General features: G+C 58.0%; 13 protein-coding genes. 6 read left to right on the top strand and 7 right to left on the bottom strand.

Annotation, left to right across the window (positions count from 1 at the left end; translation table 11 throughout):
- Positions 1-43: 43 nt before the first annotated feature.
- From USDA257_RS23385 to USDA257_RS23370, 4 genes are all read right to left on the bottom strand, one after another.
- Entirely contained in the window at positions 44-841 is a 798-nt protein-coding gene (locus USDA257_RS23385) for a GIY-YIG nuclease family protein (protein WP_144051960.1), read from the bottom strand.
- 21 nt (positions 842-862) lie between these two features.
- Positions 863-2,002, bottom strand: coding sequence for a hypothetical protein (locus USDA257_RS23380; protein WP_144051959.1), 1,140 nt, complete (start codon positions 2,000-2,002; stop codon positions 863-865).
- Positions 2,003-2,077: 75 nt separating this feature from the next.
- Positions 2,078-3,025 carry a PD-(D/E)XK nuclease family protein gene (locus USDA257_RS23375; protein ID WP_014765465.1) on the bottom strand — a complete coding sequence of 316 codons (948 nt, stop codon included), beginning with the start codon at positions 3,023-3,025 and terminating at the stop codon, positions 2,078-2,080.
- 4 nt (positions 3,026-3,029) lie between these two features.
- On the bottom strand, positions 3,030-3,935 hold the full coding sequence (locus USDA257_RS23370) for a COG3904 family protein (RefSeq protein WP_014765464.1): 906 nt from the start codon (positions 3,933-3,935) through the stop codon (positions 3,030-3,032).
- Between the two features lie 307 nt (positions 3,936-4,242).
- Between USDA257_RS23370 and USDA257_RS23365 the strand changes: the two genes are divergently transcribed.
- A complete protein-coding gene (locus USDA257_RS23365; RefSeq protein WP_014765463.1) occupies positions 4,243-4,749 on the top strand; it encodes a hypothetical protein in 507 nt (168 codons plus the stop codon).
- Positions 4,746-5,975, top strand: a complete 1,230-nt coding sequence (locus tag USDA257_RS23360) for a hypothetical protein (protein WP_014765462.1) — start codon at positions 4,746-4,748, stop codon at positions 5,973-5,975. The genes USDA257_RS23365 and USDA257_RS23360 overlap by 4 nt, the downstream gene beginning before the upstream one ends.
- Before the next feature lie 302 nt (positions 5,976-6,277).
- Here the strand turns inward: USDA257_RS23360 and USDA257_RS36260 are convergent, their stop codons facing one another.
- Both USDA257_RS36260 and USDA257_RS23345 read right to left on the bottom strand, forming a co-directional pair.
- Positions 6,278-6,919 carry a hypothetical protein gene (locus tag USDA257_RS36260; RefSeq protein ID WP_144051958.1) on the bottom strand — a complete coding sequence of 214 codons (642 nt, stop codon included), beginning with the start codon at positions 6,917-6,919 and terminating at the stop codon, positions 6,278-6,280.
- Positions 6,920-7,066: 147 nt separating this feature from the next.
- The gene (locus tag USDA257_RS23345) at positions 7,067-8,329 is read right to left on the bottom strand and encodes a hypothetical protein (protein WP_144051957.1); all 1,263 of its coding nucleotides are present in this window, start codon (positions 8,327-8,329) and stop codon (positions 7,067-7,069) included.
- 296 nt (positions 8,330-8,625) lie between these two features.
- Here USDA257_RS23345 and USDA257_RS23340 point away from each other — a divergent pair, with 296 nt between their 5' ends.
- From USDA257_RS23340 to USDA257_RS33260, 4 genes are all read left to right on the top strand, one after another.
- On the top strand, positions 8,626-14,187 hold the full coding sequence (locus tag USDA257_RS23340) for a DUF3320 domain-containing protein (RefSeq protein WP_014765458.1): 5,562 nt from the start codon (positions 8,626-8,628) through the stop codon (positions 14,185-14,187).
- On the top strand, positions 14,184-14,552 hold the full coding sequence (locus USDA257_RS34495) for a hypothetical protein (RefSeq protein ID WP_223843368.1): 369 nt from the start codon (positions 14,184-14,186) through the stop codon (positions 14,550-14,552). Before USDA257_RS23340 ends, USDA257_RS34495 begins: the two co-directional genes overlap by 4 nt.
- A gap of 256 nt (positions 14,553-14,808) precedes the next feature.
- Complete coding sequence (locus USDA257_RS23335) at positions 14,809-15,441, top strand: hypothetical protein (RefSeq protein ID WP_144051956.1); 633 nt, start codon at positions 14,809-14,811, stop codon at positions 15,439-15,441.
- 48 nt (positions 15,442-15,489) lie between these two features.
- Positions 15,490-17,436, top strand: coding sequence for an AAA family ATPase (locus tag USDA257_RS33260; RefSeq protein ID WP_014765455.1), 1,947 nt, complete (start codon positions 15,490-15,492; stop codon positions 17,434-17,436).
- Positions 17,437-17,933: 497 nt separating this feature from the next.
- On the opposite strand, the gene USDA257_RS23320 is transcribed toward USDA257_RS33260, so the two are convergent.
- The gene (locus USDA257_RS23320; RefSeq protein WP_048657430.1) at positions 17,934-18,455 is read right to left on the bottom strand and encodes a type II toxin-antitoxin system VapC family toxin; all 522 of its coding nucleotides are present in this window, start codon (positions 18,453-18,455) and stop codon (positions 17,934-17,936) included.
- Positions 18,456-18,496 lie beyond the last annotated feature (41 nt).

The raw sequence follows: 18,496 nt of genomic DNA, 5'->3' as shown, positions 1-18,496 counted from the left end.
TTCGGACCGACACTTTACAGCTGAGTCGCGCGCGTGATCCCGTCTAATTTCGGTTCAGCCCATGTTCTCTGGACAACAGAATATTCTTCCAGAAGGCCTCGCGTCCGATTACTACTTCGTCAGTCGTTGCGGCCGGGCGGTACTCCAGAAGAGTGAATCTGAATGCTTGCCGACAATAGGCGAGGGTTGGATCGCTCACGAGTTTGCGCAACTCGACGTTTCCGCCGTGACCCGTGGAAACGTAGTTCGTCCACCGTGACCAGATGCCCTGGGTACCGTAGGCAGACCCGATATAGCGTTTCCCCGTCTGCACGTCCGAGATCATGTAGACACCCTTGACGCTCGATAGTGCAGCCATCCAATCGGGTCTGCTGTTGCGGACCAGCGTTTCCAGTTCCTCGAAGCTGACGTCGATATTCTCGAAACCGGGGAAGCCTCGTCCGGAGTACGGCTCCCTAATGATCTCCTGCACCTCGAAGGTGTCGTAGTGACTCTCCAGGCGCACTCGGGTCGATCTGTCACCGTAGGCAAGCCGCAACTTCAGCCTGCCAAGAAACGGTGCGCCGTGATCCGTGAGGGCCACGTTGTATCGGTCGGCATGGCGCGTCATGATTTGCCAGACGCCCCCGAATAGCCAGATGTCGGGTTCGTGATAAAACTGCATGACGGAGAAGACGTATTGCCGATTGAAATCATCGCGACCCGGGCGGTATTCCTGCCACTGCTGCCATTCGTCTCGATCGCGCGCCCAGACGTCTAGCGGCTGGTTCTTACCGTTATAGCGGGCGAAGTGGAGCTTGAAATCGGTCGGGTTTTCGAGCTTCCAGATGTCCTTCAGCATTATCTTGGTCATGGCGGAGTGCTACGCTTTTGGCTTGTCAGTCCATTTCAGGCCGAACGATTGTCCTGCCTTCCAGGCACAGGAAATGCCCAGAGCCGTCACGAACTCGACTTCCTTCGGTGATGGCTTTGATCCCAAAACAATCATTGGATGGGCATGTGACTTGATGAAATGTCGATATTCCAGAACTTGGCCGATGGCTATTCGTAACGCAAACCTCGTTTCTCCCCTGCTGGCGGGTTTCAACTCCGCGATTACGTCGCCAGCGGTCGGATGGCGGAATGAAATGTCTATTCCTGCGACATTACGCGAAATTCCCGTAGCGCCAATCTTTGTAAGGTACTGGTGGAATTCGTTCTCCAAGACACCGTGTTCGGCGTTCACCGTAATAACGCGCTCAGCGAGATAGCGTGTGTATGGCTTCTTCGCCGCGGCCGCTGAGGCGATCTGCGCTCGCTCCTTGGCAGTTAGCGGCGGCCCAGCCTTTCTGTCGCGCGGGTTCAGAAACTGCGGATCGAATTCATTCGTGATGAGCCACTGCATGATCGGATGGTCGTCATCGAGCGCCTGTGCCAGCAGCTTGATACCATCTTCTGGACGCAGAGCCTGATAGCCGCCATGCATCTTGGCGAGCACCATTTTATCGGGGCGCAAAGGGTACTTCGGGAGAGCTAGCGGCTGGTCGAACCAGTGAAAAAGCGATGCGGGGCACTTCCAATGGATTGTATGGAGCCCCGTCCCCCAATGTTGCCTGAAGTCTTTTTCAGATGCGAACTTGCCCTTTATCGCAGGTCTCGCCCACAGCTCGTTACCAACCACCCCGAGCTTGAAAACCTTGGCGAGCTTGGTTGCCTCTTGATCGGTCACCAAGGACACGTCACAGGCGATCCCCACAACATACTGAACGTCACCGCGCATGGCCGTCATGATCAGGCCGAGATGGCCGTGCTGAGCGAATGCATCGAGCTTCGTCGCCGTTTCAGAGCTGAAGTATCGGTCCTCTTTCCATTGGCGACCGATGTCCCCGTTCCACTCTTCGCCGCCATAGCCGTATGTCTTTACGAAGCCTCCCTGAACCTTAGGGTCGCTGGGGCCGCAATAGCCGTTCGTGCTCCATAAAACAGGCTTGGTCGCCAAAGCGTATTTTGCCTTCGGGTTCAACGGCATGCATATCCTTTCTTGGTGATCAGAGGTTCTGTCGCGGTGAAGCCAATCAGGTTGGTGGTTGGCCCTGTCTTAGAGCAAGTTTGTAATGCGCTGCCTGACTTCCTCGTTCATCGCGAACTTCCGCAGCCGGTCGAGCGACTGGAGGCTGGAAACGACATCGGGTCGTATCGTCTCAAAATCTACAATGTGGTTGAGGGCAGGTGTCTTGAGGTTCACGAATGCCATGGACTTCGTCGACCTCACGAGCATCTCGGGCTCTAGGATTGGAGCCAGCGCCGCAGCGAGCGACTCGGCATTTCGGGAAACTATCGCCAGTTCGCAACCAATACCCTTGAACTTGTGGATCAGTCGAACGCTATTGCCGGCATACAGCCCGGGAAAGTAAATCCAGCTGCCGTCTTTGCCGACGGTATCCGGCTTCAGCATCCGGAGCTGTGGGAACTCGGTAGATGCCACCAACCAGTATTTCTGGTAGAATTCCATCATCGCCAAATCTGGCGACTTCACGTAGCCTTTCCTAAAGTCGGCGATCGCGCTTTCGAATACGTGCCGTTTGAACGCGAACTCGGGATAGCCACCGAGGAACTCGACGACTTCTTCGTAAGAGAGATGGACGTCGATGTGCGCGGAATGCTCCGAACCAAGGGTTTCGAAGTAGTGCCGCGGCGACATTAGGATCACTTTGAACCGCGTCCACTGGCCTCTCTGAACACCCGCTTCCCCGCGCATGCGATAACGGGCGAACTGGCGGTCCATCAACGGCGCACGAACCTTATTCTCGATTAGTATGCCGCATCGACCGTCCGAGCTTTCGGCAACTATCTCGATGTCCGTTTCACCGAGGGATGTGTCGGCAACGGAACGGCGAATTGCGACCAAGTGCAGATCGCGGGATTCGCCAGCGACCTCAAGGACCTTCCTGAAAAAGTCGGGTGAGCTGTGAAGGAGGTCCATGGCCAGCACATCGGTCACGATCTCCTCGACGCGAGCGATGGTATCGAAGGTCACATTGGTCATCGGTTCAGCACCCGTCGAGCGCCTTGATCCTCGAGATCAAGGTCCTTCCGTAGAGATAGATCGTGTGGACGTCGGCCCGACCACGGCACTGGCGTCCTTTGTCGGTCTCGTATTCGTATGACACCCGCACCTCGTCCGCGCCCCGCAATGTAGTCCCCGTCAGCGTGAGGGGCACGGTCATCGCACTGTAGAAGGTGTGGATCGATCCTTCGTTGAACGGGCCTTTCCCACGCTTTTCAGGAACCACAAGGGCGGCGGCAGCCTCGCCGTCAGCTGCCGCGAGCGCAGAATAGAATGCCGTCGTCGTGGACATTGGATCGTGCGGCATGGGCTTCCCTTGATCGGATGCCGTAGGGGAGTTCACGCCGATCGGTTCGTAAGAGATGCCGACGGTCGCTGCGGTGTTCGCCGTCAGCCATTCCACGCCCTCGGGCGGGGCAGACGTGATATAGAACACTGCCTTATCGTTGAGGCCGAGCTGATTGAGGTACGCGCCGACGAGGGCGTTCGCTGCGCCGTACTCGGAGGCCTGTCCGTTTACCAGTCGGTAGGCGGCGTGGAAGCCGAGCTTGGACGTGTCGTCGAGCAGCCTCGGTGATCCTGCAAGCCAGGTGAGGGCGCAGGCCGACGCGCAGAGTGCATCTGGCGGAACGGCGGTCGCAAAGCCCCGCAGTCGGATGGCTCGCCCGATCTCCAGGCCCGCGTGGAGGTTACCGCCGCCGCTATTCAAGACGACAACGGCTCGGTCGACAGTGGCCGCGAGTTTCCGGAAGTCGGCGTCATCGCCATCGTTGAATGTCCCGGTGACGGATACGATCTCGATTCCATCCGATCCAGGCTCTCTCGCTATCTCTGCCGCCCGAAGCGGGAGCGCGAGCAACATCAAACCTGCCACTACGATGTATCGCATCCGTATCCCCCTGAAGCCTTGGCTCACTTTGAGCATCGAGCGGCCATCCTTTCAAGAGGTTGTAACGCGAGAACCTATCAACCTTTCCCAGTTAAAACGGCGAGGCGGGCTTAGCGTCGTTCTACCCTTCGGAGTTCCGCATGCTTCATTGTACTGATCGACATCGCTCGACTTTCAGCTGTAGTTGGGGCACGGAAGCGGAAGAACCGAAAAACCTGAATGAACGTACCTTCATGGACAATTTTTCAGGCCTGGACCGCATTGAAGTCGAAGCTGCCCTCACGGGCACAGGAGGGGAGGCACCTTTATGGATTTGAGCTCTAATGCATGGCTGGTTCGCATCATGCGTGTCCTGGTGCCTTTGGCGACGACGATGGCGGCCGCTTCAACTCCGGCGCATGCGGAGGATGATCACTCTATCTACTACGGCTCCCGTGCCGGCATGCACGTTACGACAGTATCCAAGTCCGGGATCGGCACGTCGAAGGCCGTCATCATGATCAAGCACACGCCAAAAGATGCGAAGGCCTTCTGTGTCGAATATTCGCAGGACTATTCGATGGCCTGCGTCAAGCGAACGATGGCGGAGGTGAAAGTCGGCGACCGGGTCACTGCCAACTGCAAGAAACGGACGTGGACAGACGTCTATGGCCAAGCCTACGCCTTCGAGGGAAAGGCGACGTCGTCCGATCTGATGGCGGATTACATCGTCCGCAACGTGGCTTCCGGAGATATCCTGGATGGTTCATCCGCTTCGGGATATCCGGTCGCACTAAGCATTTTTCAGGAGCTTTGCCCAGGAATCGCGAAATGATGCTTCGTCCCCTGACCCTATGCGCTTCAATGGTTTCGGCGCTCGCCCTTGCGTCGATGACCCACGCCGCAGAAGTTGTGTTCGAGGGGATCAAGGACGGACAGATCGGAGCGGAGGCCAGGTTCCGCCTGGAGGGCGATATTGTCGAGGGAGACAGCGGTCGGGTCGCAGAGGCTCTGCGCAAAGCCGACGTATCCCCTCAGCAGGACCCGTGGCGGCGGATTGTCATCGCCCTGAACAGCTCGGGAGGCGAATTCCACGAGGGCATCGATCTCGCGATCACTTTTCGTCGCCTTGGTCTCGCGACAGTTGTCAGGTCAGCGGACGCTTGCTACTCGGCCTGCGCAATCGCGTTCCTCGGCGGCGTTGACCTGCCGAAAGACCCGACACCTGTGGGAGAGGATGACCCACTACCCAGCCAGAGGCCGTCCCGCTCGCTGGAGAAGGATGCGCGACTCGGATTTCACGCGCCATACCTTGCCGTTCCGGACGGCAACTACGAGGCGGGACTGGTTCAGGATGCATATCGCGCCGCAGTTCTCGGAATCGCGCGGCTGGTCGCGCTCGCTGACCGTCTCTACATAGTTCCAGCCGAACTGCCCCGTTTGCTCGCACCTGGGCGAGATGAGATGTATATGGCCGACGATGTCGATGCCGTGCGGGTACTGGGCATCTCATACACGGATTTCTCGTACCAAATCCGAGAAAACTACGGCTTCACGCAATCGATGATCCTAAACGGGTGCGTTAACCGATATTACCATCTACAGCGCCGGAGCAGTGCCGACGGGTTTGCGAATGCCCTTTCTGTTCTCAACGAGTTCATCGAGGGATCGCGGTTGATGGGGAACGGCGAGGAGGCCATAGCCTTCGGTGTGCGTAAGGTTATGCAAGGCACTGCCACTACCTGGGTCGCCTACCTGCCGATTGCAAAAACACAGGATGGGGATCGGTTCGTCTGGTGCCTGTTCTCCCCCGCCGTCGGAAGCCCGACAACGTTCTACAAGCCGGGCGGCACGATCGAGGAATTGTTCTCGCAACTCGAGGTGAAAAACGACCTTTGGTCGTACTCATCGTCCGAGACGACTATTCGCCTTTCGACAGGCGACTCGATCGACGACATGATGCGGGCCCTCGATCTGGTCCCGCCGCAAACAAAGTTAAGTGACGTCACACGACAGCTGGAAACCTATCGAACGACCGAGACACCTATGGCGGTTAAATAGACGGCATCGCCCTTACCCATGGACAGTCCCGTGCGGTCAGACGTGCGCAGATAGTTTCAACTCCATCCCGACAATGAGACTATTTGCCATTTGTTTCAGACGGACCAAAGGGCCAAACATGAGGCCGCCTGGTCGAAGTGTCCGACCGACACGCGTGTGCTAGGCCCAAAACACGAGGTCGTGTTCGAAGATCATTTCATCCTGTTGCCGCTCGCACCTAAGGAGCATCGAAATTCTTCCTCATCGCATGCTGGCGTTGCTCGAGCAATTTCAATTACTGCGCAGCCAATTTGAGTTCGCTTTCAAAGACATCCACGGGTACCGCCAAGGACGTAAGCTCCAATCACCTTTGGCGAACGTAAAATCCGCGTATGAGGCCTTCCGTCTTTCGACTCGAAGTCAACAAGTACACTACCGTTTTCAATTCGAGACAGCTTGAGCTCTGTTACATCTTCTATGCCTGCATATCTTTCGAGCAAGATGATATTCTCGGAAATCACATCCTGATGGTCCGTCGCCTTGACGATCATGTTGAACCGTCGGTCAGCGTGGTGGTAGGCTTTCTGGATCAGTCGGGCTGTCTTGGACGCTCTCTCAAAATCGGCCTTGGAAACGTAGAAGCGGTAGACATTGCAAAGTCCGATCAAGGTTTTCTCGTCTTGGGGTACTTCGGCCCACCGGCTGTCAGATTCTGCCAATTTGTCCATCATTTGGCGCAGAACTTGATGCGGTTCGGGACCATATCCGCGCCGCTGGTACTCCAAAAGCTTTTCCATTTCTGGGTCTCGATTTGCTTCGGCATCTGCCCTGCCTTGTTCCACGGCGCGTTGCATGTCCTCGCGGATTCGACGCCGTGCGGCTTCGTACGGGTCTCCTGACTCATCAGCAAATGCTGAACCTCCAAGCGTCAGCGTGAAGGCTGACATGAGGGCAATAATTTTCATATACGACCCTGCTGTGGCGTTCGGCCATTGGGGTTGGATCAGGCTACTGATTTGCCACCCTGCCGAATGTTTGATCCTTAAAGGCCATCGGAAAGACCGCCTCGACTTCTGTGTTTTCATGAAACTCCCGGTCTTGGCGATAGGTTGTTAAAGTTTGAAGCAGAACCGATTTCTGGTCTCGCTGTTCAGCGCGCAAAGTGTGTAGCCGTCTTCGGTGTAAGGGATAGACGGCTTGCCGTTGATCGTGAAGAAGTCCCCGTCGCGTGCGAGGATGGTTTTATTTCCTGTCGGCCAAATGAATTCGTAGCGGTCGGTCCTCCGGTCATCCACCACGACATTCATCGTCAGCGTGGCTGCGCAGGGTTCGACTTCCTTCACCCCCTGCTTGCTGAAGACCGTGCAGGTCGCTGGCACCTTCGCGCCAATGATGGGCTCAGACGAGGCTTCTTTAGGCTGGGTGGCCGCGCCGCCAAGCTCCTGAAGCTTGAGTCCTGGCCTATACGACGCCAGTTGTCCAATGTGCCAGCTTCGAGCCGCGAAGTTCTCCACCGTGCAAGTTCCTTGACCAAGAAGCACGTTGTACATCCCGTTATAACCGCACCCCTGTAGTGAGTCGCCGTTGACCGCGATTAGGCAACCAGCTTCCGAATATCCAGCGTCCATGCTGGTGACCGAAAAATACTTCGTCCCGCCCTCCGCTTGGAGAAATTTGACGATCGCCTCGTCTTGGGTGACGGGTTTCTGGAATTTCCTGGCATCCACGGGTTCCTTCATCAGGCCGACCTGCCAATGGAAGGAATTTTCGCAGGCATAGTAAGCGCGCTCTTCAGGAGGCGCAGACTGCCTGGGAAGCCCAAGAAGCTCGATTTCGAACCGTCCCGCCTTCTCGACCGTGTCGATGTAGAAGAAATCGTTGCCGACGTGCTTGAGCATCTCCTGGATCAGGTCCGGGCGCATCATCGTCGAGTTCGACCAAGGGACCAGATTGTTCGCCAGCACCATGATCTTGTTCATGTTCTCCAGGGCGACGTCGTGAGCGACTGCCAGCGCTTTTGTACTGACGAGACTTTCCGTGGTCAGCGAAAGATAAGGACGGTGAAACCCAAGCTTCCCGTTAATGTGGAGCTTGCGATTAACGAAGGTCACCTCTGGCCCTTGCGCGATTCCCATCATGAACAGGATCGCGCACATGGAATAGCATTCCGCGCCGTCATCAATGACCGTTCCGACACCATTCTTGTAGAAGAACTCCGCCAGTTTGACGCCCTCCGTGACATCGCCACCCGGACTGTCGAGGCAGATGGTGTCATGCGCCGAACTCTCGCCATCTACTCCCAAAAACTCTTTGGCGGCGATATCGACCAAGCTGGAAAAGTCGCCGGGAACGATCTCGCCTTCGAGTGTCAGCACGCATATGTCATTGGAGGATTTGCTTATGTTGGCAGCGAACGCAGCCGGTTCCATAAATGACCCCGCAGACAGCCACGTGAACGATATCGAGAACAGCAACACGTGTGATAAACGTCGACTCCCCATGGCTTCCCCTCCCAAATTGTTGCTTGTGTGCCCCACAGGTTGCAACGGTTACCATGGCGCTGCATTCAAGCGAAGTGGGGGTCCTTCTTTGAATAAACGCTTGAGTTGACTGTCCCTGCACTAGACCTACAACCATCTTTGTGCATGACTTGCGCGATCAGGGGGCGGGAATGAACAAGACACCGGACGCAAGTCAGTTTTCAGAACAATCGATTTTTCAGAGCAATCTTTCGGTTGAAGCGAAAGTAGAACGCGCTCGAACAGAGCTACTTGATTTCTCTGCCCGCAACCGTTTGCTAAATGTGCCGCGCTTCTCGAAGAGCGCGAAGACCGTCGATATCGTCGACGAGCGCGCTGCCGAAGTCTTCCGCGTTCTGGTGTCGGAAGGCAAGGCGATGACCTTCCTAGCAGGTGCAAAGGGCCGGGAGCCCAAGGAAGGCGACGGTACGGAAGAACTTATCGAGCTTGCTCTTCCTGACGACGACGACAGAGACGGAACGGGTCGGCTCCTCAGGCATGCGGATACCAAACTCCAGACCAGAATGACGCCGAACGCCTTGCAGAAGCGGCTCCTCGACCTCTACTTCGACGCTCGGACGCTGGAAGAAGAGCAGGGCGTGAACATTCTGTATCTCGGCCTCGGGACGCTCAAGTGGATCGACCCGAACAATGACCAGAACATCCGCTATGCGCCGCTCGTCCTCGTGCCCGTCCTTCTCGAGCGCGGGAGCGCGGCGGAACGATTCAAATTGCGGGCGAGGCAGGAGGACTACGCTTCGAACCTCTCCCTGGAAGGTTTTCTCGACCGCATCCACAAGATCACCCTGCCGAATTTCGAACCGTCGGATCAGTTTTCCTTTGACGACTACGCTTCTCAGGTCGCGGCCGCGGTTTCCATCAAACCCGGTTGGTCGGTGCAGCCCGACGACATCGTGCTTGGGTTCTTCTCGTTCGCGAAATTCCTAATGTATCGCGATCTCGACCCTAGCCTCTGGCCGCAGAATGCGAAGTTTACTGATCGACCGCTGATAACCTCTCTCGTTTCGAACGGTTTTACGTCGTCGGATGAACTTCTCGCTGAAGACGCCAAGATCGACGATCACATTTCGCCAACGGAGATGACGCATATCGTTGATGCGGACAGCTCCCAGACCGTGGCGATCCATGAAGCGCGCAGGGGGCGAGACCTTGTGATCCAAGGGCCCCCGGGGACAGGGAAATCACAGACGATCGCCAACATAATTGCCGCCGCCGTGGCCGACGGGAAAACCGTCCTCTTCGTCGCCGAAAAAATGGCTGCCCTGGAGGTTGTGAAGCGACGCCTGGATCAGGCCGGGGTCGGCGATGCGTGCCTCGAGCTCCACTCGAACAAAGCCAACAAGCGCGCCTTGCTCGCCGAGCTTCAGCACACTTGGGACCTTGGAGCTCCGCGGGGAGAGAACGTAGACGCTATCGATCGGAGTCTTGCCGACGCTCGCGACGCGCTCAACGCCCATGCCGCAAGGCTTCACGCGGTTTACCGTCCTTACGAGCTCTCGCCGTATCAGGTGATCGGACATCTTTCGCGTCTTCGCCGGCTTGGCATGCCGCCCTCTGACATCGAGTTGACAGGCTCGGTGAAGTGGGAGCCAGAAACGCGCAGCCGAATTGTTGCCTTGCTCTCGGAGTTGGGGCAGCGCATCGACGACATCGGCGTCCCATCCGATCACCCTTGGCATGGTGTCGGCCTGGTCGGGATCACGCCCCTAGACCTCGAGCGCCTGGTGGTTCGCTTGCGGGACGCCCTATCCAGCTCGACATCTCTGGTTGGGGACATGACATCCGTTGCCAACGCGCTCGAGCGGCCTTCGGCGCGGACGATTGCGGACTTCAAGCCCGAGATCGAGATTGCGGAGCGGCTGGCTACACGCCCCGAGGGCATCAGTACCGAGGCGATTGGAAATGCCCTGTGGGAGACATCGCTGCCGGAGATTGAGCGCCTTGTCCGAGACGGAGCTCAGTTCAAACAGCTGTCGGTAAGGATCGGCGAGCTGGTCGTCGATGCAGCTTGGCAGGCCGATCCGAGCACTCTAGTCGCATCGTTCCGAAAGCTGCCGGCTGGTTTCCCGCACTCCGGATTCGCGGTTATTGCCCAGCTGAACAATCTGGTGCCGCGGTTCCTGAACACTGCGGCTTCGCTGCGATCGATGCTTGGAACCAACGCATCCCCGACGCTGGGTTCAGTTGCGCGGTTGCTGACGATTGGAGAACGAGTGGCGGACGCGCCGGACGTCAGTCCCGACGCTTTCGTCGCCGCGATCTGGGAACGCGGTCTCGAGCAGGCAGGCGATCTCGCGGAAGCGGTTTCCACATATCGCCACATACGGTCCGAGCTTTCAGGTAAGTTTGCCGATCAGGCCTGGGAAATGGACCTGATGGCAGCGCGCACCGCCATCGCCATGCACGGTGAAAAATTTCTGAAGTTCATGAGCGGTGACTGGCGCAAGGCAAAAGCCCTGTTGAAAACGGTGATGACGGAAATGCCTCCCGCCGAAACCGTGAGGCTGCTCGATCTGCTTCAGAAGGGAAAGGAAGCCCGTGCAACCATCAGGGAAGGTGACAGTCTTGGACGATCCGCTTTCGGAGCGGACTGGAGAGGCGAAAAGTCTGATCCCAAGCCGCTTGAAAGCCTGGTGCTCTGGATGCGGAGTCTGCGTGGCGTCGGCGCGGAAGCGCGCACTATTGCGAGCAGACTGACGGACAAGTCGGCCGTGGCCGAACGATGTGAACAGGTTCGCGCGCTGCTGGAGGAAACGCGTCGGCAATTCCAGTCCCTTTGGGCCGATCTTGGCGAAGGAACGGCCTCGCTGTTTCCTGGCGTGATCGACGCGGACGAGGTCATCCTCACTCAGGCAGCGTCGGTTCTGAAGGAAGTCACCACCGCCGAGACCACTCTGACCGACCTGCTGCGCGGGCCGCTCGCTGACGCCGCCGCTCGCGTTTCGTTACTCGAGACACTCGCTTCAGCCCAGGAAAGGCAGCGTAATCTCGAGGCTTCGGACGCGAACGGCAAGGCTGCGTTCGGCTCACTTTGGGCAGGTGCCAGGACCGACTGGAACAAGATTGCCGAGGTTGTGGCATGGGTCTCGTCAAACCGCGACATCCGGCAGCTGGCCTCACGCATTACCGACCCCCGGGTCGTCGCGGACCTCGCTCTCAAGGCAGGGCGAGACGGCGAGGATTTCCTGACGCGGATGACGGGCCTGTTGGAGTTTTTGAAAGCGGACTCCCGTTCGTTGTTCGGATCGGAAACGCTGGCAGAGGTCTCGCTGACGTCAGTCGAAGAACGGCTGGCTCGCTGGATTGAAAACGAGGAGCAGCTGTCGAAGTACGCCGCGTATAACGGGCGTGCGCTCGACGCATCGAATGCGGGCGTGGGTCTGATCGTCGATCGGCTTCGTGACGGCCGACTCGCGACGGCGGACGTCATCCCGTATTTCGAAATGGCCTTCTACGAAGCTGTTCTGCGCGACCAGCATGCCAAGGACCCCGAACTCGCTCGTTTCGATGGGGAGGTGCATGGTCGGTTGGTGTCCGAGTTCGCCGACCTCGATCGCAGCCGGATGCGTCTGTCGAGGCTCGAAGTTGTTCGCTCCCATCATAAGAAGATTCCGTCGGTAAGTGGCATTGGGCCTGTCGGCATTCTTCGCGGGGAAATGGCACGCCGCCGCAACCACATGCCTATTCGCCAATTGATGCAGAAGGCGTCGCAGGCGGTCCAGGCATTGAAGCCAGTCTTCATGATGAGCCCGCTTTCCATCGCGCAATTCCTGCCTCCGGGAGTTCTGGAATTCGATCTCCTTGTGATGGACGAGGCAAGTCAGATTCAGCCCGTCGACGCCCTTGGTGCCGTCGCGCGCGCCAAGCAGGTCGTCGTCGTAGGCGACGAGCGACAGCTGCCGCCGACGCGCTTCTTCGCGAAGATGACCTCTGACGGTTCGGACGACGAGGAGGAGCAGGACGGAGCCAAGGTCTCCGACATCGAAAGCATCCTTGGCCTCTTCTCCGCCCGGGGACTTCCCGAGCGGATGCTACGCTGGCACTACCGCAGCCGTCATCAATCTTTGATCGCGGTATCGAACAGCCAGTTCTATGACAGCAAACTGTTCATCGTGCCGAGCCCTTATACACAGGAAGCCGGGATGGGGCTTCGCTTTCACCACGTTCCCAACGGCGTATTCGAGGATAGCGTCAACAAAGTCGAGGCCAAGATGGTCGCCGAAGCCATCATCCGTCATGCTCTCGACACGCCCCACTTGTCGCTGGGCGTGGCAGCCTTCTCGATCAAGCAGCGTCGTGAAATTCAGGATCAGCTCGAGCTCCTCCGACGTCTCAATCCGCAGACGGAAGCGTTTTTTCATTCGCACCCGAACGAACCGTTCTTCGTAAAGAATCTGGAAAACGTACAAGGCGACGAACGCGATGTTATCCTGATATCCGTGGCCTACGCGAAGAACCCGCAAGGCTACGTGAGCATGCGGTTCGGACCGCTCGGAGCCGAAGGCGGCGAGCGCCGTCTGAACGTTCTCATAAGCCGCGCCAAGCGGCGTTGCGAGGTGTACGCCTCGATCACGGACGAAGACATCGACCTCGAGCGCGGCAAGGGAAAAGGGATTTTCGCCTTCAAGCTCTTCCTGCATTTTGCCCGAACCGGCCGTCTTTCGATGGCAGCTAGGGCCGATCGTTCGATGGACAGCGTCTTCGAGGAACAGGTGATGGCGGCGCTTCAGGAAAAGGGCTATCAGGTCCATCCGCAGGTTGGTATTGCCGGGTTCTTCATCGACCTAGCCATTGCCGACGAGAACGTTCCAGGGCGCTACCTGATCGGCATCGAGTGCGACGGGGCATCCTATCACGACGCCCGATCTGCTCGTGACCGCGACCGTCTCCGTCAGGCGGTCCTCGAGGACCATGGCTGGACGATCCACCGCATCTGGAGCGCTGACTGGTTCCAGCGGCCCAAGGCCGAACTCGATCGTGTCGTCAATGCGATCGAACGTGCCAAGGCCGACATGATTTCAGGTAACTCCGAGGCTGAGCGCAATAAGCGGGCGGTACCTGTGGAAGTCGTGATGATCGAGCGGACAAACGTGACGGAGATCGGGCTTCAGCAGGTTGGTCAGGACGTCGATTCGTCGTGTTTCTACAAGGAGGCCGAATTGCGGCCAGAAGCCTCGACCGAGCTGCACGAAGCGCCGACGGGGCTTCTCGTCAAGCTCGTGAAGCAGACGGTCGAAGTGGAAGGTCCGATCCACTCGGACGAAATCGTAACGCGCATACGAACGGCCTGGGGCCTACAGCGGGCAGGAAGCCGCATCGACGCTCATGTCGGAAACGCCATCCGGATCGCGGTCAATTCAGGCGAGGTTCTGCGCTCGGGGGAGTTCCTCCTCTGGCCCGGCGCTTCGATCAGGCTGCGGGATCGTAGTCTAGCTTCGTCTCCGAGCCTTCGACGGCTTGAACTGCTTCCGCCGATGGAAATCGACGATGGCTTGAAGGAGATCATCGGCCAGAGCTTTGGCGCGACTGAGGACGAGGCGGTGAATGCAGTTGCGCGAGGACTGGGGTTCAAGGCTACGAGCGGTCAGCTTCGCGAGATGATCCGCGCTCGCATCGATCTTCTCAAGGGGCATGGGATTCTCGAAGACAAGGATGGAATGCTGACTCAGGGTAGCGGGGTCGCGCCTGCATGACGAACTATCTCGGCGGATCACGCATGTACGCCACGGTGCGCGTGAGCGCCGCGCCCGTGGTTGCTGTCCTGGTTTCGCTGGCTGGTGTTTCGGAGGCGGCCAATCTGCCGTGCAGTGGCAAGAAGGGCGGAATTTCAGGCTGTCAGGGAGACACGTTTATCTGCAATGACGGCTCTGTCAGCGGAAGCAAGAAATCTTGCTCGTCGTACATGGGAGCAGCCGGCCTCCTCCAGGCGGGAAACGCCGACATGGTTCCGTCATCCGACAAGGACTGCAGTTGTCGGTCGGGTGCATTGTGTACAGGTCCGAGGGGCGGCAAGTTCTGCACGACCGATAGCGGGGAGAAAAGCTATCTTCGAAAATGATAGCGCTTGGCCGACAAGTTCACGCGATAGTGCTGCCTTTCGGACGATGTTCCATTTGATTGGTGCGGAAGACCTCGCATCGGCTGCAATGCGCCGATGGCGAACGAACGCTTGTTCAGTTGCGGGAAGTTCCTTGACTTGAAAATGTTTGTTCTGTATATGTTCCCTTCATGAAAAACCTGTTCGCGCTCGCTTCCCGAATACGTTGATCGTCCGCCGCGCCCGCCGCGCGGCTGCATGAAACGTCGTTCGTGTTGTGAGTGCGGCCATGTCATCTCGTAGGAAGTCTCCGCATAAAGCGGTCTCTGATCTGCCGGCTCCCGTCGACTATTCCGAGCCGCTGCCGACGCTGAAGTGTGTTGGCAAGCCCTTGTTCCGCTCCAGGCAGGCGCGCGATCTTGCCTGCATCCTCGACATCAATCCCGACGTTGCCTGTTGGACCGCGCCAGGCCCCACCGTTAAAGTGGGATCATGCGGTCATACCCCGGATTTTCGGGTCGTTGACCGTGACGGCGGGGTGCGGTTCCTCGACGCCGCTGACCGTGTGCTGGCTGTCGATATCGAACACATTAAACAGGCGGTCAGAGAGCAACGGGCATCGTATCGCCTTGTTGCTGTCGATGAAGTTTACGATGGCGGTTTCCGGCTTCGGAATGCCCGCGATCTTCTTCAATATGCCAATGTCACAGTCAGCCTTGCAGACAGACTGCGTTTACTGGCCTTCCTGGATCAGGAGGGCTCGCTCACAATGTCGGAATGCCTTAGCGCCATTCGCAACACGGAACCCGTGGCGGCGATTGCGTCGCTGATCCTGCAGCGCTTTGTCGACGTGGAACTCGACGACGCGCTCATTGGCCCTGAGACCATGGTTCGCCGAATACGAAGCTAGGCCAATTTGCCACCCGCCCGTATTCATCCAGCGATACATGAGGTTTCCATGTCATTCCGCGATACTACCAAGCGCGAAGAATCGCGTAACCTTGCCGTGACCGCCGTAGTTTTTGCCCTACGCCGCCAGTTGCGACCTTTCCTGAGGCGTCAGCATCTCTCGTTTGCTATCTTGCTGCACGTGCCTGAGCCCGAAGATGGGTTCATTTATGAGGAGGCATCGCGCCTCCTCTTCCGTGCCGGCGGAGGCTGCAACGACGACGGCGAGGACATGGCGGCCGTCCATGGCAGCTACTCCCTGGACACCGCGCCTTGGCAGATCGTTTCCAAAATGAAACGGTTCCGCCAGACCATCATCTGCCACGACGGCCACAGGAGCGTGAATGCAGATGTCCGGATGATGCTCGATGCGGAAATCGATCTCTTGCCCCCGACTGCCGCCCACTTTGTCGCGGCCGCCCGTACCTTCCCGGGATTTACGCTCTCGTATGGCGATGCCGAATTCCTGGCCGCGCAGCCCTTGAGACGCGTGCGCCTGGCGACGTACCGAGCGCGCCCGATGGCCCGAGTCATCAAGAACCTGACGACGTTGTCAACACGCGAAGAAGAGCAGCCTTTTCCGGTTAGTAAGCCGGCGGGCATCCGCCTGGAGACGCTCGCAGGCTTTGGTGAGGCGAAGCAATGGGGCCTCGAACTCGTCCGCGACCTCAATGATTGGCGAGAGGGCAAGATCAAGTGGGAGGATATCGACCAAGGCATCTTGCTAAGCGGCCCTCCTGGTGTCGGCAAAACGATGTACGCGCAAGCATTGGCGAACAGTTGCGAGGCAACGCTGTTTCTTGCATCCGCGGCCCGGTGGCAATCCGAGGGTCATTTGGGGGATATGCTAAAGGCCATGCGTAAGCTTTTCGCCTCCGCGGCGAAATCGCGGCCGTCGATCGTGTTCCTCGACGAGTTTGACGCTTTTGGATCACGCAACGTTGGCGAGGGGGGCTACAACCATGATTACAAGAGGCAGGTGATTAACGGGCTGCTCGAATGCCTTGCTCCGTCGGAGGGAAGAGAAGGCGTAATCGTCATCGGTGCAACCAACGACTCCGACGCTATTGATCCAGCGCTACTTCGGTCTGGACGTCTTGAGAGGGAAATCAGAATCCCGCTGCCTGACTTGGATGCGAGGGTAGCGATCATGCGTCATCACCTGGGTGCTCACGATGACCTCGACCTCCTGGTGTCTATGAAGCACACGAAGGGCTGGAGTGGCGCGGACCTGGCGAAGCTAGCGCGGGACTCGAGACGTGTGTCGCGCAGGCGAGGAGGGGACCGCGTGGTCATCGAGGACATCGAAGCCGCCATGCCAGCCCGACGAGATTTCACCGATGACGAGCGTTTTCGCATCGCGGTCCATGAGGTAGGGCATGCCATGGTTGGTGTTATCCTGCAGCCGGGTAATCTCGAAAGCTTGTGCATCGACGTCTCGCGGCCAATCGATGACAAGCGGCTCGAACTTGGAGGCACGGACTTCAAATCAGTCTTTCCCCTGATGCCGGTAAAGGAAGACTTCCTTTCGCGAATTACCATTCTGCTGGGCGGGATGGTCGCGGAGCAGATCGCACTCGGAGGGCACTCGACTTCCGTTGGTGGTAGCGCAGCGTCCGACCTCGCGCAGGCGACACGTCTTGCAACGATGATGGAGATGCTTTTTGGCTTCGGGGAAAGCTTGATCGCAGAGGCGTACAACGAGCGGACAATCCCGCGCCTCCATAGGGTCGACCCTGCGGCGAATAGGGCCGTTAAGGCGCGCCTCGAAGCCTGCCGCCAGCGGGCTGTCAAACTGCTGGAGCCGAAGCGAGAAGCACTACGGTCCATTGCGCGGATACTCGCTGACGAAGTCGAAATGACAGCCGAGCGGTTTTCCGAATTGCTCCAGGGAGATGAAGCCACCGTGCGCGGCAATGTCGTTGGGGAGGTGCCACGCGGAAGGTCGACCCCGTGAGTGGCCGTCGGAAGACTGGGGAACGATAACGGGGTTCAGGGGATTTCTTCGAATGAGCGGTCGTTCGGAGAAGAACTCGACGGTGGTGTGGAACGGCCCACTCTTCCCCGCCGAATTGTAAGACCAGGGACGTCCGGACCGAAGCTAAAAAAGAAGCGCAAACAATCCCTTCCTGAGCCGGAAGACAAAGATAGCTTATAGCGTGCGGATGTCCTACCAGGAACTCGGGTTCTTGTATTTTCGACGCGATGTTCCATGTCTATCCGGAATCGGCTATCAATGCGCCGTCGAGAAAAGCGAGGACTCGTGCAGAAACTAGCACAGACTTGGGAACGAGAGGATGCCGAGCAGCGGATCGCTGAGGTGTTGGACGCCGCTCGCAGTGGAACCGTGCAGACCATCCGGGATGGCGATGGCGTTTTCGAGCTGACCTTCAAAGCGGTGGCCAAGAAAGAACCCGCAGGCCGATACCTTGCCCGCGGTGGCCCGATAAAACGCTAGGCTACCTTCACCCTACTTACTACACAGGTTTGTCTGGTCTCCGGGGGGGCGACGATCCAGAAGGAAAAGGCCGGATTATAGGCCCCCGGCAACCTATGATACCGATCAATCATCGCAAAATCCTTATTGTTGAGGGTAGCGATAGGTATGTTGTGTGCGATCGACACCGCCGCGATGAAGAGGTCTTGGCCAGGCTTCTTCTTTTTTGAGCTGTCCGGGTTCGTATACCAGAGATGCCTGAGGGGCTCGCAACAGTACAACATCGCCAAGACACGTGCGACTTCCGGATTGATCTCTGGAAAATCGTGGTCCACCGACAGAAGCCCCTCGAGCCAAATGAGGAGTTCTGCGGCAAGGTCTGGCTTGGTCAGCCTTACTTCGAAAATGCCTTGTTGAACCTCAAGCAGAGCTGGAAACGGTATCGCTACGCTTTCCTGCTCTTCCAACCACGCACCCACCGCTGGATGCTGCCGGCTATATTGCGCATGACTGAGAACGCTGGTGTCCAAGAGAAACATGCCTGCCTCCACTGAGGTGCTAGCTCGCTTCAGTTGGCTAT

The sequence above is a fragment of the Sinorhizobium fredii USDA 257 genome, assembly GCF_000265205.3.
GTDB classification, from domain to species: Bacteria; Pseudomonadota; Alphaproteobacteria; order Rhizobiales; family Rhizobiaceae; genus Sinorhizobium; species Sinorhizobium fredii_B.
This window is presented reverse-complemented; position numbering and strand designations above follow the sequence as displayed.